Raw genomic sequence first — 15314 nt, forward strand, 5'->3', positions numbered from 1 at the left:
CGCGGCGGGTCGCACCCCGTCAGGTTCCCGCGCGGGCGGCCGTGCGGCGGCCGCAGCGCGTCGAATCGGGTTCCTGGGCTACGATTTCGGACTCTTGTCTAACGGACTTTGGATCTAGGAGGCCCTCGATGGGTCGATACACCGGACCGGTCGAGCGGCTCTCCCGCCGGGAGGGCGTCGACCTGGAGCTCAAGGGTGCCCGCCGGCTCGCCGGCAAGGGTGCGCTCGAGCGCCGCGGGGCGCTGCCCCCGGGGCAGCACGGCGGCGGTCGTCGGATGAAGACGTCGGTCTACGCCCAGCAGCTGCGCGAGAAGCAGCGCGCGAAGCGCTACTACGGCGTCCGCGAGAAGCAGTTCCGTCGCCTGCTGACCGAGGCGGCCAAGCGCAACGCGGAGAACACCGTGACCGGCGAGCGGCTGCTGCAGCTGCTCGAGCTGCGGGTCGACAACGTCGTCGTCCGCCTCGGCTTCGCCGCCACCCGCGCGCAGGCCCGCCAGTTCGTCTCGCACGGCCACGTGCTCGTGAACGGCATCCGCCACACGATCGCCTCGGCCCGCCTGAAGCCGGGCGACGTCGTGACGATCAAGGACGGCGCCCCGATCAAGCCGCTGGCCCAGGAGGCCACCGAGCTGGTCGCGATCGTCCCGGCCTGGCTCGAGGCCGACCACGACGGCCTCTCCGGCCGCGTGCTGCGCCTGCCGACCCGGCAGGAGATCCAGGTGCCGATCACCGAGCACCTGATCGTCGAGCTCGCCGGCCGCTCCTAGCCCCGGCGCCACCGTCGCGGCCCCGCCGCGACCACGACCTTGCCAACGGCGGGTGCCCCTCGGGGCCCCGCCGTTCGTCGTTCCGGGGCACCGCGCGCCGTCCGCGCCTGGCCGCCGAGCTTGGACGAACGGCCGGCGGATCGGCCGTTCGCCGTCCAGGCCGACGACCCACCGATCGGGGGGAGCGGCGGCCCCGCAACCGCCCCTGCCGACGGGCTGGACACCGTAGTGGCCGCCGTAAACCCGATCGAACGTCCAGGGAACGCGCGGGTCATAGCCATGGACGATCGTCGTAGGGCCGGTGACAGGTCGTCAACTCTCTGTTGGTTGACCCCCATATGCAGGGATTCCGGCGTCTGGCGGAGGGGGGTTCCGGTAGACATAGCCAGGTGTCAGCGCCTCTGAGTTCCCTCCCCTACCCGTCGCCCGGTTCGGCGTGGTCGCGTTCGCGATCGCCACGTGCGACGGCGGCCCTTCTCCTCTTCCTCGCCGTCGCCGTCGCCCTGCTGGCGATGCCGCGCGGGGCTTCCGCGGCCGATGCACCGGCCGCCTGGCAGTGTCGCGCCAGCGGCATCTACGCCTCGGTCGCGAACATGCCGGCTCCGGTCGAGCCCCTGGTCGCCAACGGCATCAAGGGCAGCACGCCCGGCCTCACCTTCGACAAGCCGCTCTGCTCGAGCGACGAGCAGGGCGCCGGCAACACCGGCGGCGCCGTGCCGATCGTCGACGGCCTGCTGTTCGCCACCGCCGCCCAGGCCAAGACCACGATCACGCCGCAGACCGGCGCGCCGAAGGCGCAGTCGGTGACCGCCAGCACCACGCTGGCCCAGGTCAGCCTGAAGCCGGCCGGCCTGGCCGAGCTGCTCTCGGTCGGCGCGATCAAGGCCAGCGCCACCGCCACCTGCAAGGCGGGCAAGCCGGAGTACACCGGCAGCTCGATCCTGACCGACCTCAAGGTGCTCGGCGCCCCGGTCTCGCTCGACGGCCTGGTGACCGCGCTCAAGGGCGCGGTCGACGGCCTCGGCCTCGGCGGCCTGGTCTCGATCGACACCCCGAACAAGGTCGTCAAGACGGCCAACGGGATCGTCGTCCAGCCGCTGCGGATCCGCGTCGCCCCGACCCAGGGCAGCCCCAACGGCGGCCTGCTCGACATCGTCATCGGCGAGACCAAGATCGGCAACACCGGCGACGTCTGCAACAGCGACGGCCCCTCGAACCCGCCCGGGAACGAGGACGAGATCTGCCCGCCCGGCTCGACGCCGCAGGGCCGCGCGCCGATCGTCTGCGTGATCCCCGGCACCGACCGCTACGGCCTGGTCGTGATCGGGATCCCGAACAGCACCGACACCCCGCGCGGCGGGACCGTGATCCCGCTGGTCGAGGCCCGGCGCCTGGCCGAGGCCGGCCAGCTGCCGAAGTCGAAGTGCCTCTACGGACCCGGCAAGGACTACGTCGTGGTCGGCTCGGCCAAGAGCGACAAGATCTACGGCACCCGTGGCGCCGACCGGATCCTCGGCCTCGGCGGCGGTGACCGCCTCTACGGCGTCGACGGCAACGACTGCATCGACGGCAACGCGGGCGCCGACCGGATCTACGGCGGCGAGGGCAACGACCGCCTCTACGGCGGCGCCGGCGGCGACCGGATCTACGGCGGCAACGGCAACGACCGGATCTACGGCGAGGCCGGCAACGACAGCCTCCACGGCGATCCGGGCAACGACCGGCTCTCGGGCGGCAACGGGAACGACTTCTTCACCACCGGCACGAGCACGCGTGCCGGCGGCGAGCGGGTCTTCACCGGGCCGGCCACCAAGAAGGGCCGCAACATCGTCAGCATCAGCATCTACACGAAGCCGGTGGTGGTGAACTGCGGCTCGCCGCGCGACGTGGTGCGGGCGAACAAGAACGAGGCCCGCAACAACCGCCTGCGGAACTGCCGCAAGGTCGAGGTCACGACCCCGACCAAGAAGCGCTAGGCCGCTCGCGGGCGGGAGCCTCCCGCCCGCGACGTCCGCTCGCCGACGCGGCCGGCCGACCCCCTCACGGGGTGCTCGGACCGGCCGCGTCGTCGTTCCAGGGCCGGCCGCGTGTCGATCCGTCCTGCGGCGTCGCGACGTATGGCGTAGCGTGGGGCCCGTGAGCGACGAACCCGTCCCGATGCCCGAGCCGTCCGTGCCGCTGCACATCGACCAGCTGCTGGAGCAGCGGTCGGTGGCCGCCGGCGTCGAGGCGCTCGCGCGGCGCAACCAGCACCACCTCGCCGACATGGACGACGCCGAGCGCGAGGACGCCCGCGTGCTCTGGTCGGAGATGGTCGCCGAGATCCTCGGCGCCGTCCGCGACGTCCTCGGCGGTCGGGTCGAGCGCGACGGCCCCGGCCGCGCCGTGATCGTGCTCTCCGACCACCCGCAGGAGCCCGGCGAGGTCCAGGCCGAGGCGATCTTCTCGCCCCAGATCGAGGAGGTCGCGGGCGAGGACGGCGAGACCCAGGTGGTGGCCACCTTCGCCCAGGTGCTGGGGATGCAGGTCGCCGACCTGCTGCCGCAGCTGGCCGAGCAGATGGCCTCGAACGTCCAGGAGGGCGAGGACGGCCCCGAGCTGTCGGCCGACTGAGTCGTCGCGGCCTCCGGCCCCGCCCGCTCGGGGCGCGGCCGCGGCCCGGCCCTCCCCCGGCCCCGTTCGCGGGGCCATCCCACCAGTCTATTGTTGTTTGTGCAAGCACTTGCTATTGTGGAGCCATGCCCGTGACGACCGCCACCACCAGCATCGCCGCCGGGCCCGTCGCGCTCGACGTGGTCGACCTCGACGGCGTCCGGCGCTTCTACCGCGACGCGCTCGGCCTCCAGCAGCGCGACGCCGGCGAGGGCGTGGTCCGGCTGGGGACCGAGGAGCGCGACCTCGTCGTCCTCCACCAGGTCGAGGACGCCAGCCCCGCGCCCCGCAGCGCCGGGCTCTTCCACCTGGCGATCCTCTACCCCGGCCGCGCCGAGCTGGCCGAGGCGCTGCTGCGGCTGGCCCGCGCCGGCGAGCGGCTCGACGGGGCCTCCGACCACCTGGTCAGCGAGGCGCTCTACCTGCACGACCCCGAGGGCAACGGGATCGAGCTGTACCGCGACCGCCCCCGCGACGAGTGGCGGCACGAGCCGAACGGCCAGGTCGAGATGGCGACGATCGCGCTCGACCTCCAGGACCTGCTCGGCGCCGCCCGCAGCGACGCGCCCGAGGCCGCGATCCCGACCGAGGCGATCGTCGGCCACGTCCACCTGCAGGTCGCCGACCTGGCCGCCACCCGCGCCTTCTACGTCGACCTGCTCGGCTTCGACGTCGCCACCGACGGCTACCCCGACGCGCTCTTCCTGGCCACCGGCGGCTACCACCACCACGTCGGCACCAACGTCTGGCGCTCGCGCGGGCGGGCCGCCGTGCCCGGCGCGCGCGGACTCCGCCACGCCACCCTCCTCTACCGCGACGCCGGCGTCCGCGACGGCGCCCTCGAGCGGCTGCGGGCCGCCGGCCACGAGCCGGTCGAGCTGCTCGACGGCGATCCGGTCGTGCGCGATCCCTCCGGCGTCGCGCTGCGGCTGGCGCTGCGCGAGCGGACAGGTCTCCCGCCGTCCGCGTAGCGTTCCCGGGGTGCTCCTGCTGCTGCCGCCCTCAGAAGGAAAGACCGCACCCGCCCGCGGGCGGCCGGTCGACCTGCAGCAGCTGAGCTTCCCCGAGCTGAACCCCGTCCGCCGGCGGGCGATCGCCGCGCTCGAGCGGCTCAGCGCCGGCGACCAGCCGACCGCGCTCGAGGCGCTCGGGCTCGGTCCCCGCAGCGGCGCCGAGCTGGCCCGCAACGCCGACCTCGAGCGGCAGCCGGCCGGGGCCGCGGCCCGCATCTACAGCGGCGTGCTCTTCGACCGGCTCGACCTGATCGGGCTGCCGACCGGGGCCAAGCGGCGGGCCGGCCGGCGGGTGCTGATCACCAGCGCGCTCTGGGGCGTGGTCGGTCCCAACGACCGGATCCCTGCCTACCGCTGCCCGGCCGGCGTGCGGCTGCCGGGGCTGCCGACCACCACCGAGCTGTGGCGCGAGCCGCTGCGGGCCGCACTGCCCGCCGACGAGCTGGTGGTCGACCTCCGCTCGGGCGCCTACCGCGCGCTCTGGACGCCGGCCGACGCGCCGGTGGTGACGGTCGACGTGGTCCGCGAGCAGGCCGGCCGCCGGACCGTCGTCAGCCACATGGCGAAGGCGACCCGCGGCGAGATCGCCCGCGCGCTGCTGATCGACGAGGGCGGCAGCGGTCGCGACCCGCGCACGGTCGACGGGATCGCCGAGCGGGTCGCCCGCGCCGGCTGGACGGTCGAGCTGGGGCAGCCCGACCGCGGCGGCGGGGTCTCGCTGACCGTCGTCGAGCGGGTCTGATCAGGCGCGGGCGACGTCGGCCGCCGGACGGCGACCGGCGGTCGTCTCGCGGGCCCCGGCCAGCGCGTAGGCCACGACCGCCGCGGCCGCCGAGACCCCGAGCGAGTCGAAGCCGTCGGCCGGCACCGTCACGGTCAGGTCGCAGCGGGCGACGTCGCCGCGGGTCAGCCCACCGTGGCCGGCGCCGAGCAGCACCGTCGCCCCGGCCGGCAGCGCCCGCGGATCCTCGCCGTCGTGGGCGACGGCCGCCACCAGCGGACCCTCGCTGTGCTCGCGGAGCGAGGCGACGTCGGTCGCCCGCCGCACCAGGCCGGGACGGAAGGCCGCCCCCTGCGAGACGCGCAGCGCCTTGCGGCCCCACGGGTCGGCGCAACCGTCGAGCAGCGTCACCGCCGGCAGCCGGAAGGCGGCGGCGGTCCGCAGGATCCCGCCGACGTTGCCGGAGTCGGAGACCCCGAGCAGGGCCAGGCCGCCGCCGGGAGCCGGTCCGGGCGGGACCGGCGGACGGCGCACGGCGGCCACGGCCCGTGGCCGGCGGCCGGTCGCGGACAGCTCGCGGAGGGCGTCGCCGGCGGCCGGGATCGCGACCGCCGGGTCGACCAGCTGGCGCCAGGGAGCGGGATCCTCGCGGCGGGCCGCATCCTCGAGCAGCAGCTCGATCGTGCAGCCGGCCTCGAGGGCCGCGAGCAGCAGCGCTTCGTCATCGACCACGGCCAGACCGCGCTCGTCGCGCAGGCGGTGATCGTGCTGCAGCTCGCGGAGGTCCACGACCCGCGGATCGCGAGCCGAGGTGACGGGACTCGAAGGGTCCTCGGGCATCGGTCCTTCACATCCTGCCACGTCGCGGCGGCCCGGCGCAACGGCCCGGCCCGACGCCCTCACGCGACCAGCCGCCGGAGCACGCCGTCGGCGAGCGGCCGACCGCGGCGGGTCAGCGCCACCCGCCCCGCCGCCCAGGCCGCCGGATCGACGACCCCGTCGGCCAGCAGCCCCGGCACCCGCGCCGCCGCCCCGGCCGGCAGCGCGGCGGCCGTCAGGCCCTCCGGCAGCCGGATCGCGGTCATCAGCGCCTCCAGCTCGCGCGCGGCCCGGTCGAGGGTCTCGCGGCCGACCGCCGGCGAGCGGCCCTCCGCCAGCCGCGCCATCCAGCTCGCGGGCCGGAGCGCGTTCCACCAGCGGACGCCGGCCACGTGCGAGTGCGCGCCCGGCCCGACGCCCCACCAGTCGTCGCCGCGCCAGTAGGCGAGGTTGTGGCGGCAGACGCCGGCCGGGTTGCGGGCCCAGTTCGACAGCTCGTACCAGCGGTAGCCGGCGGCGGCGAGCGCCCGGTCAGCGGCCTCGTAGCGGCGGCCGAGCGTGCCGTCGTCGGTGCCGCGGCGGGCGCCGCGCGCGACCAACGCCGCGTAGCGGGTGCCCGGCTCGACGGTCAGGGCGTAGGCGCTGATGCTGTCCGGGCCGGCGGCGATCGCCGTCCGCAGCGAGGCGCCCCAGTCCTCGTCGCGCTCGCCGTCGGCGCCGTAGATCAGGTCGAGCCCGACCGCGTCGAAGCCGGCCGCGCGCGCCTCGGCCACCGCCGCCGGCGGCCGCGCGGGGTCGTGGGCCCGCTCCAGCGAGCGGAGCACGTGGGCGCGAGCGCTCTGCATCCCGAACGAGACCCGGGTGACGCCGGCCGCCCGCAGCCGCGCCAGCCGCTCGCCGTCGACCGACTCCGGGTTGCACTCGCACGTGACCTCGGCGCCGGGCGCCAGGCCCAGCCGGCGGTCGACCGCGGCCACCACCCGGCCGAGCACGGCCGGGTCGAGCAGGCTCGGGGTCCCGCCGCCGAGGAAGACCGTGGCGACCGGCGGGCGCTCGTCGAGGACCCGCGCGGCCAGCGCCAGCTCGGCGTCGACGGCGGCCGCGAACCGCTCGCCCAGGCCCTCCAGCGCGCCCTCCGGCGGGACGTAGGTGTTGAAGTCGCAGTAGCCGCAGCGGGACGCGCACCACGGCACGTGGACGTAGACGCTCAACGGCCGCCCGCGCCGCTCGGCGAGGGCCGTGGCCGGCAGGGCGCCGTCGTCGGGCGCCGGATCGCCGTCCGGCAGCCGCGGGCTCACGAGCCGGCGATCGGCACCCGCAGCTGCGCGTCGAGCGCGATCGCCACGGCGTCGACCAGGGCCGCCTCGGCCGCCTCGTCGTCGGCCACGACCCCGGCCGAGACGGTCACCGCCTGCAGCTGCAGCAGCACCACGCGCGCCCGTACGGCGCCGTCGCCGGCGGCGATCGAGCCGTCGGCGCGGCCGGCCGCGATCGCCGCCTCCAGCAGCTCCAGCATCGTCCGCTGCGAGGCGCCCGGGCGGGCGGTCAGGTACGGCAGCAGGTGCTCGGGATCGACGTCGAGGATCTTGCGGAAGAGCGCGTCGCCGCGGAGCGCGCGGACGACCTCGGCGACGGTCGCCACCAGCCGCTCGCGGCCGTTCGGGCGATCGACGGCGACCGTGACCGCCTCGATCGCGAGCCGCCCGAAGTCGTGCGTCATCAGGTCGCGGAGGACCGCCTCGACGTCCGGGTAGTGGCGGTAGAGCGTGGTGCGGCTGACGTCGGCGCGGCGGGCGACGTCGCTCATCGTCACCCGCGCGACCCCGCGGTCGAGCACGCAGGCGCGGGCTGACTCCAGCAGCCGCAGGGCGACCGGCGGCCGGTCGAGCGCCACCTGCACGGCGTGCTCGAGCGCCCCGCGCAGGGTCGCGTCGTCCCGCCAGGCGGGATCGGGGATCGCGTCGCCCAGCTGGACGGCGGGGTGGTCGTCGTCGGACGCCATCGGCTGCGAATGATGGCGCGTGTTCGCCGTCCGCGCAGGGCCGGCGGGGCGTTTTCCCCCTAGACGGCGGCCCCGACGGCGTCGGCGACCCGCGCCAGCGCCTGCTCGGCGGCCGGCACCGCGGCCGCGCGGCGCTCGGGGACCAGGCCCAGCCGGGTGCGACGGTCGAGCAGGTCGCCGACGTCGCGGGCGCCCTCGACCGCGGCCGCCCAGACCAGCTCGGCCTGCTGGACGTCGCTGCCGGGAGCGACCGGCCGCGCCAGCTCGGGGTCGCGGGCGGCGAGGGCGGCGATCCGCGGCGCCTCGGCCCCGTGCCGCTCGACCAGCCGCCGCGGGACGGCGAGCGCGGCCAGCGACCGCCGCGAGGCGGCGCCGACCAGCGGCACCTCGGTGGTCCGGCAGGGGGTCGCCGGCAGGCCCGCCTCGGCGACGGCGCGGTCGAGCGCGTCCTCCGCCATCCGCCGGTAGGTGGTGAGCTTGCCGCCGGTGATCGTGACCGCGCCGCTGCCGGCGACGTGGACCACGTGGCGGCGCGAGAGGTCGGCGGTCGCCCCGGCGTCGCCGGCCACCAGCGGCCGCACGCCGGCGTAGGCGCCGATCACCTGCTCGGGCCCGATCGGGCGGCGGAAGGCGGCCGAGGCGCTGCGCAGCAGGAACTCGCGGTCGGCCGCGGTCGGCTCGGGCAGGTCGGGGATCGGGCCGTCGATCGGGTCGTCGGTGAGGCCCAGGATCACGGTCCCGTCGGGGCGCGGGATCACCAGCAGGAAGCGGCCGGACTCGCCGGGGACCGGGACCGAGACCTGGGCCCGCAGCTGACCGCCGAAGGCCGAGGGATCGAGCACCAGGTGGGTTCCGCGGCTGGGCCGCAGCTGGACGCCGGGGTCGAGCTCGCCGGCCCAGACGCCGGTCGCGTTGACGACCGCGCGCGGGGCCAGGTGCAGGGTCTCGCCGCTGGTGGCGTCGACCGCCTCGACGTCGCCCGGGGCGGCCCGGCGGACGTCGATCCCGGTCAGGATCGTGGCGCCGTGGGCGGCGGCGGTGCGGGCGATCGCCAGCACCAGCCGGGCGTCGTCCTCCAGCTGGCCGTCCCAGCCGAGCAGCGCGCCGCGGAGGTCGCGCTCGGCCAGGCCCGGGGCCAGGTGCAGCGCCTCGGCCGCACTGACCCGCCGCGAGCGGGGCAGCGCCGAGGGCGCGGTGCGGGCGGCGGCGCGGAGCGCGTCGCCGAGGCCGAGGCCGATCCGCAGCTCGGCCGCCTTGGCGCGGCCGACGTCGCCGGCGAGCGGGATCAGGTAGGGCAGCGGCCGGACCAGGTGGGGCGCGGTGCGGGTCAGCAGCACATGCCGCTCCTGGGCGCTCTCCAGCGCCAGGTCGACCGCGCCCGAGGCCAGGTAGCGGAGCCCGCCGTGGACGAGCTTGCTCGACCAGCGGCTGGTGCCCCAGGCCAGGTCGCGCCGCTCCAGCAGCACCACGCGCAGGCCGCGAGTGGCGGCGTCCAGGGCCACCCCGGCACCTGTGACGCCGCCACCGATCACGACGACGTCGACCGGCTGACCGTCCCCCAGCCGCGCCAGCTGGCGGCCGCGCGCGTGCGGATCGAGCGCGCCGGGGACGGTGGAGAGGTCGAGCGCCATGACCCAATGGTGACTGGTGAACAGATTTTGTGCAAGTGTTCACCAGGACTGTCGTCGTGGACGCCCTCGCGAGCGGGTAGGGTCCGCCGCGTGCCCGGCCCCGCCCCGCTCGCCGCCGCCCGCCGCCGCGGGCTCCCCGCCGCGCTGGCGACGATCGCCCTCGCGGCGCTCACGGGCTGCGGCGGCCAGGCCGAGCAGGTCCGCGAGGCCGGGGCCTACGCCGACCGCGTCAACCGGATCCAGCAGGCGTTCGAGCGCGACCTCGAGCGGCTGAACCGGACCCTCCCCCAGGCCGACCGCCGGGCCGACGTCGAGCGCGCCGTGACCCGCCTGCGCGACCGGATCGACGGCGCCGAGCGGCAGCTCCAGGCCGTCCGCCCACCGTCGGTCGTGGCCGACGCCCACGCCTCGCTGGTCCAGGCCTTCGCCCGCTGGAAGGCCCCGCTCGACGAGTTCCGCCGGGCGCTGCGCGATCGTGAGCCGCGCGCGACGCTGCGCGCCAAGACCCGCTTCGACACCGAGACCGCGTCCGTCGAGGGCCGCGTCAACGACGCCCGCCGGCGGATCAACGAGGGGCTTCGCAGCCTCGCCGACTGACCCACGCCCACGCACATGCCACCGTTCGCGATCGTCCTGCTGCTCGTCGTGCCGCTCGCCCTGATCGGGGGCGGCGCCGGCGTGCTCGTCGACGACGGCAGCTGGTGGCCGGGCGCGGCCGGGGCCGCGGTCGGCGCCGCGATCGGGGCGCTGGCGGCGGTGCTCGTGCTGCGCCGCCGGCGGCGGGTCCGCGACGGCGCCCAGGCCCAGCGGCTGACCGGCCTGCCGCTGGTCGCCCACGTCCCCCCGCCCGGCAGCGGCGACGACGACCGGCGGCGCCAGGAGGAGGCGTTCCGGATGCTGCGGGCAGCGCTCCAGCTGGCCAGCCCCGACGCCCCCGGTGGGCCGACGGTGGCGGTCACCTCGTCGGCGCCGGGCGAGGGCAAGACGACGATCGCCGCCGGGCTGGCCCGGGCGCTGGCCCGCGCCGGCCGGCCGGTGGTGGCGGTCGAGGCCGACCTGCGGCGGCCCGGCCTGGCCGCCGCGCTGGGACGGACGGCCGACGCGGCCCCGCGCGGCCTGACCGCGGCGCTGGTCGGCGGGGTGCCGGTGGCGGACCTGCTGGTCGAGGTCGAGCCGGGCCTGCGGCTGCTGCCCGCCGGCGAGCTGCCGCCGAACGCGCCCGAGCTGCTGGGCAGCCCCGACGGCGCCCGGGTGCTGGCCGAGCTGGGCGAGCTGGACGCGACCGTGGTGCTCGACACCGCGCCGCTGCTGCCGGTCGCCGACACCCGCGAGCTGCTGGCCCACGGGGCGGTGGCGCGGGCGATCCTGGTCGCGCGGCCGGGGCGGGTGCAGCGGGCGGAGCTGGGCGAGGCGGCGGCGCTGCTGCCCGACGGCCTCGGCGCGGTGCTGGCCGTGGCCGGCCGCGCGAGCACCCCGCGCAGCTACGACCGCTACCTGCGCGACACGACCGGCTGAGCGCGCTCAGGCACCGGCGGCGGCGAGGACCGCCTCGGGGTCGGCGACCCCGTAGCCGACGGCCAGCCGCTCCTGCACGCGCTCGGGCGCCATCCCGCGGTGCAGCAGCTCGCGGGCGACGAGGACGGCGCTGCGCTGGATCGCGGGCGCGGGATCGGCGGGGGCCTCGGGGGCGTCGGGGCCGGCGGCGCCCACGCTTGCGTCGGCGCTGGCGGAGGCGGCGGAGGCCGGGGCGGGCGGCGGCTCGATGGCGGCCAGCAGCGCGTCGAGCCGCTCGCGCAGCCGGTCGAGCTGGGGGACCAGCGGGACGGCGGCGGGGGGCTCGGGGGCGGCGACGGGCTCGGGGTCCGGGGAGACCGGGGCGAGCGGCTCGGCAAGCGCGGCAGGCGGGGCGGCCTCGGCGGGCTGGGCGGGCGCGGCGGGCACAGCCGGCGCGTCGGCGACGCTCGCGACGACCTCCTCGACCGGCGCCACCTCGACCTCGGCCCCGGACGCGGCCTCGGCCGCCTTGCGCTTGGCCTTCTTCCGCTTCTTGCCGCCCTTCTTGCGGTCGCGGCGATCCTCGGGGCCGATCATCATCGGCCGAGCGGGTCGGGGGCGTGCGGCGGGCGGGGGACCATGCGCGCGTCCATCCTCGCACGCAGCCCCTACCCTTGTCTGATGCCGTCGACGTGGTTCTGGATGCAGGTGGCGCTGGTCGTCTGCGTGCTCTTCAGCATCGCGATCGCCGCGGTCAAGCTCTGGGCGTGACCGCCGGTAGCGATTTCCCGGCCCGCGACCGTTGTGCGATGATCGGCGCGCCGGCAGGTCCGCCGGTCTCGTACGTCCAGTGACCAGCACGCCAAGGAGTTCCATGTTCGGCTCGATCGTGGTCGGTACCGATGGTTCGGACACCGCCAAGCAGGCGGTCAAGGAAGCCGTCGACATCGCGGTCGCCCTCGGTGCCCGGGTCGAGATCGTCTCCGCCTACGAGCCCGTCTCCGGCGCGCGCCTGCGCGAGGAGGCGAAGCAGGCCCCGGCCGACGTCGAGTGGATGGTCAACGAGCGCGCCGACGTCGAGGTGACCCTCGGCCAGGCCAAGGACTACGCCACCTCCAAGGGCGTCAAGGACGTGCGGACCTACGCCCGCCAGGGCGATCCCGCCGACGCGATCCTCGACGTCGCCGAGGAGTTCGGCGGCGACCTGATCGTGGTCGGCAACAAGGGCATGACCGGCGCCAAGCGCTTCCTGCTCGGCTCGGTCCCGAACAAGGTCAGCCACCACGCTCCCTGCTCGGTGCTGATCGTTCGAACGACCTAGCGGACGCCAGTCATCCACCCGCGGGCCCTGCGATCATCGCGGGGTGGCCGCCCCCGACGACCCCGCCGCCGAGCGCTGGATGCGCCAGGCGATCGCCGAGGCGCGGATCGCCGAGCGGCACGGCGACGTGCCGATCGGAGCGGTCGTGGTAGCCGACGATGGCACCGTCCTCGGGCGCGGGCGCAACGAGCGCGAGCGGGACGAGGACCCGACCGCCCACGCCGAGATCCTCGCCCTGCGGGCCGCCGCGGCCGCGCTCGGCAGCTGGCGGGTCCACGACGCGACCCTCTACGTGACCCTGGAGCCGTGCGCGATGTGCGCCGGCGCGATCGTGCTCGCCCGGATCCCGCGGGTCGTCTACGGCTGCACCGACCCGAAGGCCGGGGCCTGCGGCAGCGTCCTCGACGTCACCGCCGAGCCGCGGCTGAACCACCGGCCGGAGGTGATCGGCGGTGTCCTGGCCGACGAGTGCGGCGACCTGCTGCGGTCGTTCTTCGCCGCCCGCCGACGGCCCCGCCACGGCCGGACCGGGTGACGGCGGCGGCGGGCGGATACCGTGTCCACGTGCCCCCGAACCCCCTGAAGCCGATCCAGGACGTCGTCGAGCGCGTCCTCACCGAGACCGGCGCGGCCGACTTCGGCCGCAGCATGTCGAGCATCGACGACCTGACCGCCGAGGTCCAGCACGTCTACAAGCGGGTCGACGAGATCGAGCAGCGGATCGAGCAGATCGTCCCGCTGCTCGAGCGGCTGGTCGTCGCCGCCGAGGGGCTGGAGCGGGAGATCTCGCCGATCAGCGCGCTCGCCTCCTGGGTGCCCGGCTCCGGCGGACGCCGGCGCCGTCGCGAGCAGCGGGCGGCGCGGGCCGCCCGGGCCGCGCTCGGCGCCGGCCAGCAGCGGCCGTCGGCGGGCGCCGGTGGCACGGCCGCCGCCGAGGCCGAGCCTCCCCCCGGCGCGACCGGCGTCCGCCCGCCCCGCTGAGCGTCCTCAGGCCGGCTCCGGCCCGTCGATCCCGGCCTCGGCGAAGGTCTCCATGTCGCGGTGGAGCCGTCCCGCCTGCTCGATCAACGGCAGCGCCAGCGCCGCGCCGGACGCCTCGCCGAGCCGCAGCCGCAGGTCGAGCAGCGGCTCCAGGCCGAGCTGGGCCAGGACCGCGCCGTGGGCCGGCTCGGCCGAGCGGTGACCGGCGACCAGCCCGTCGCGGACGTTCGGGCAGAGCCGGACCGCGGCCAGCGCGGCGACGCCGACCGCGAAGCCGTCGAGCACCACCGGCGCCCGCCGGCGGCCGGCCTCGAGGATCGCGCCGACGACCGCCGCCAGCTCCAGGCCCCCGACCTCGCGCAGGGCCCGCAGCGGCGTGGTCGGCCAGCCGGCCCGCTCCAGCGCCCCGCGGACGACCGCCCGCTTGCGCTCGAGCCCGGCCGCGTCGGCGCCGGCGCCGCGGCCGACGGCCAGCTCCGGCGTCAGGCCGGCCAGCGCGCAGGCGAGCGCGGCCGCGCTGGTGGTGTTGCCGATCCCGATCTCGCCCGGGACCAGGCAGCGGGCGCCGCGGTCGAGCAGCTCGCCGGCCAGCCGCGCACCGGTGGCGATCGCGGCGCTGACGTCGTCGGCGCTCATCGCCGGGCCGGCGGTCAGGTCGTCGGTGGCGGCCCGGACCCGCTCGGGCCGGACCCCGGCCGGGGTCTCGCCCGCCATCCCGACGTCGACCACCGCCAGCAGCCCGGCGTGGTGGCGGGCGAGGACGCCGATCGCCGTCCCGCCGCGGGCCGCGGCCGCGGCCACCTGGGCGGTCACGTGCGAGCCGTAGAGCGAGGTCCCGCGGGCGACGTGGCCGTGGTCGGCGGCGAGCACCAGGATCCCCGGCCGCAACGGGCTCGGCGGCGCGTCGCCGGTCCAGGCCGCCCACCGCTCGACGGTCTGCTCCAGCACGCCGAGGCTGCCGATCGGCTTGACCAGCCGGTCGGCGCGGTCGCGAACCGCGGTCGCCGCCCGCTCGTCGCTGGCGGCGACGGCCGCGACCAGGGCGGCGAGCTCGGGGGCCAGCGGGTCGTCCGCCGCGGCCACGTCGTCCGTGGCCCCGGGCGCGGCGGCGGTCGCCTCTCCCCCGCGCTCGCCGACCGCCCCGCCGACGGGGGCGACGTCCTCGGCCGGCCAGCGCTCCTCCAGCAGCACCGCCGAGAGCGGCGCGCGGGCGGCCCAGCCGGCGGCCTCGAGCCCCGGGCGGACCGGGCGCTCGTCGGGCCAGCCGACGCAGAGCCAGGCCATCGGCTCGACCCGGCCGGGGATCGCCAGCAGCGAGCGCAGGTCGTCGCGCTGGTAGAAGCTGACCCAGCCGATCCCGAGGCCCTCGGCGCGGGCGGCCAGCCACAGGTTCTGGATCGCGCAGGCGGTCGAGTGGACGTCGGTCTCGGGGATCGTGCCGCGGCCCAGGACCTCGACGTCGGGCCGGCCGTGGTCGCAGCAGACGACGATCCCGAGCGGCGCGTCGACGATCCCCTCGATCTTCTGGTCGAGGAAGTGGCGGGCGCGGTCGCTGAACCGCTCGGCCTGCCGCAGCCGCTCGCGCTGGGCCAGGCCGCGCATCGCGACCCGGGTCTCGTGCTCGCGGACGAGCAGGAACCGCCAGGGCTGCATCAGCCCCACCGACGGCCCGCGGTGGGCGGCGGTCAGCACCCGCTCGAGCACGTCGTCGGGGACCGGGTCGGGCCGGAAGCGGCGGATGTCGCGGCGGGCGCCGATCACCTCGTAGAGCGCGTCCCGCGCGGCGTCGGGGAACCGCCAGCCGGCCGGGTCCTGGGCCCGCTCGGCCGCCCGCGAGCGGTCGAAGCCCTCCGGCGTCGCCGGCCGGAGGTAGCTGTCGGTCCCGTCGCTCATCGCCCGACAGTCTCGCGGAC

General features: G+C 77.0%; 16 protein-coding genes. 10 read left to right on the forward strand and 6 right to left on the reverse strand.

Going from position 1 to position 15314, the window contains the following annotated elements:
* Positions 1 to 128 precede the first annotated feature (128 nt).
* From rpsD to SH587_RS14160, 5 genes are all read left to right on the forward strand, one after another.
* Positions 129 to 767, forward strand: coding sequence for a 30S ribosomal protein S4 (rpsD, locus tag SH587_RS14140; protein WP_320671276.1), 639 nt, complete (start codon positions 129 to 131; stop codon positions 765 to 767).
* A 512-nt stretch (positions 768 to 1279) separates the two neighbouring features.
* Positions 1280 to 2743, forward strand: coding sequence for a calcium-binding protein (locus SH587_RS14145; protein ID WP_320671277.1), 1464 nt, complete (start codon positions 1280 to 1282; stop codon positions 2741 to 2743).
* 160 nt (positions 2744 to 2903) lie between these two features.
* The gene (locus tag SH587_RS14150) at positions 2904 to 3380 is read left to right on the forward strand and encodes a hypothetical protein (protein WP_320671278.1); all 477 of its coding nucleotides are present in this window, start codon (positions 2904 to 2906) and stop codon (positions 3378 to 3380) included.
* Positions 3381 to 3505: 125 nt separating this feature from the next.
* On the forward strand, positions 3506 to 4390 hold the full coding sequence (locus SH587_RS14155; protein ID WP_320671279.1) for a VOC family protein: 885 nt from the start codon (positions 3506 to 3508) through the stop codon (positions 4388 to 4390).
* A 10-nt stretch (positions 4391 to 4400) separates the two neighbouring features.
* Positions 4401 to 5174 (forward strand): YaaA family protein, encoded by a 774-nt coding sequence (locus SH587_RS14160; protein WP_320671280.1) that lies wholly within the window; start codon positions 4401 to 4403, stop codon positions 5172 to 5174.
* On the opposite strand, the gene SH587_RS14165 is transcribed toward SH587_RS14160, so the two are convergent.
* The 4 genes from SH587_RS14165 to SH587_RS14180 all read right to left on the reverse strand — a co-directional run bounded on the left by SH587_RS14165 (position 5175) and on the right by SH587_RS14180 (position 9605).
* A complete protein-coding gene (locus SH587_RS14165) occupies positions 5175 to 5942 on the reverse strand; it encodes a TrmH family RNA methyltransferase (protein ID WP_320671281.1) in 768 nt (255 codons plus the stop codon). It abuts the gene before it with no gap.
* A 110-nt stretch (positions 5943 to 6052) separates the two neighbouring features.
* Positions 6053 to 7270 carry a radical SAM family heme chaperone HemW gene (gene hemW / locus SH587_RS14170; RefSeq protein WP_320671282.1) on the reverse strand — a complete coding sequence of 406 codons (1218 nt, stop codon included), beginning with the start codon at positions 7268 to 7270 and terminating at the stop codon, positions 6053 to 6055.
* Positions 7267 to 7974, reverse strand: coding sequence for a TetR/AcrR family transcriptional regulator (locus SH587_RS14175; protein ID WP_320671283.1), 708 nt, complete (start codon positions 7972 to 7974; stop codon positions 7267 to 7269). Before SH587_RS14175 ends, hemW begins: the two co-directional genes overlap by 4 nt.
* A gap of 59 nt (positions 7975 to 8033) precedes the next feature.
* A complete protein-coding gene (locus SH587_RS14180) occupies positions 8034 to 9605 on the reverse strand; it encodes a glycerol-3-phosphate dehydrogenase/oxidase (RefSeq protein WP_320671284.1) in 1572 nt (523 codons plus the stop codon).
* A gap of 90 nt (positions 9606 to 9695) precedes the next feature.
* On the opposite strand from SH587_RS14180, the gene SH587_RS14185 reads away from it, so the two are divergent.
* Complete coding sequence (locus SH587_RS14185; protein WP_320671285.1) at positions 9696 to 10202, forward strand: hypothetical protein; 507 nt, start codon at positions 9696 to 9698, stop codon at positions 10200 to 10202.
* 15 nt (positions 10203 to 10217) lie between these two features.
* Positions 10218 to 11120 carry a CpsD/CapB family tyrosine-protein kinase gene (locus SH587_RS14190; RefSeq protein ID WP_320671286.1) on the forward strand — a complete coding sequence of 301 codons (903 nt, stop codon included), beginning with the start codon at positions 10218 to 10220 and terminating at the stop codon, positions 11118 to 11120.
* Between the two features lie 6 nt (positions 11121 to 11126).
* On the opposite strand, the gene SH587_RS14195 is transcribed toward SH587_RS14190, so the two are convergent.
* Positions 11127 to 11699, reverse strand: a complete 573-nt coding sequence (locus tag SH587_RS14195) for a hypothetical protein (protein WP_320671287.1) — start codon at positions 11697 to 11699, stop codon at positions 11127 to 11129.
* 274 nt (positions 11700 to 11973) lie between these two features.
* Between SH587_RS14195 and SH587_RS14200 the strand changes: the two genes are divergently transcribed.
* From SH587_RS14200 to SH587_RS14210, 3 genes are all read left to right on the forward strand, one after another.
* Positions 11974 to 12420, forward strand: a complete 447-nt coding sequence (locus SH587_RS14200) for a universal stress protein (protein WP_320671288.1) — start codon at positions 11974 to 11976, stop codon at positions 12418 to 12420.
* 79 nt (positions 12421 to 12499) lie between these two features.
* Positions 12500 to 12955: a tRNA adenosine(34) deaminase TadA gene (gene tadA / locus SH587_RS14205; RefSeq protein ID WP_375341768.1), complete on the forward strand. Its 456-nt coding sequence runs from the start codon at positions 12500 to 12502 to the stop codon at positions 12953 to 12955.
* 29 nt (positions 12956 to 12984) lie between these two features.
* Positions 12985 to 13401, forward strand: coding sequence for a hypothetical protein (locus SH587_RS14210; RefSeq protein WP_320671290.1), 417 nt, complete (start codon positions 12985 to 12987; stop codon positions 13399 to 13401).
* Positions 13402 to 13407: 6 nt separating this feature from the next.
* On the opposite strand, the gene cobT is transcribed toward SH587_RS14210, so the two are convergent.
* Complete coding sequence (gene cobT / locus SH587_RS14215; RefSeq protein WP_320671291.1) at positions 13408 to 15294, reverse strand: nicotinate-nucleotide--dimethylbenzimidazole phosphoribosyltransferase; 1887 nt, start codon at positions 15292 to 15294, stop codon at positions 13408 to 13410.
* Between the last annotated feature and the right edge of the window lie 20 nt (positions 15295 to 15314).

This window comes from Patulibacter defluvii (assembly GCF_034096925.1).
Taxonomy (GTDB): Bacteria; Actinomycetota; Thermoleophilia; order Solirubrobacterales; family Solirubrobacteraceae; genus Patulibacter; species Patulibacter defluvii.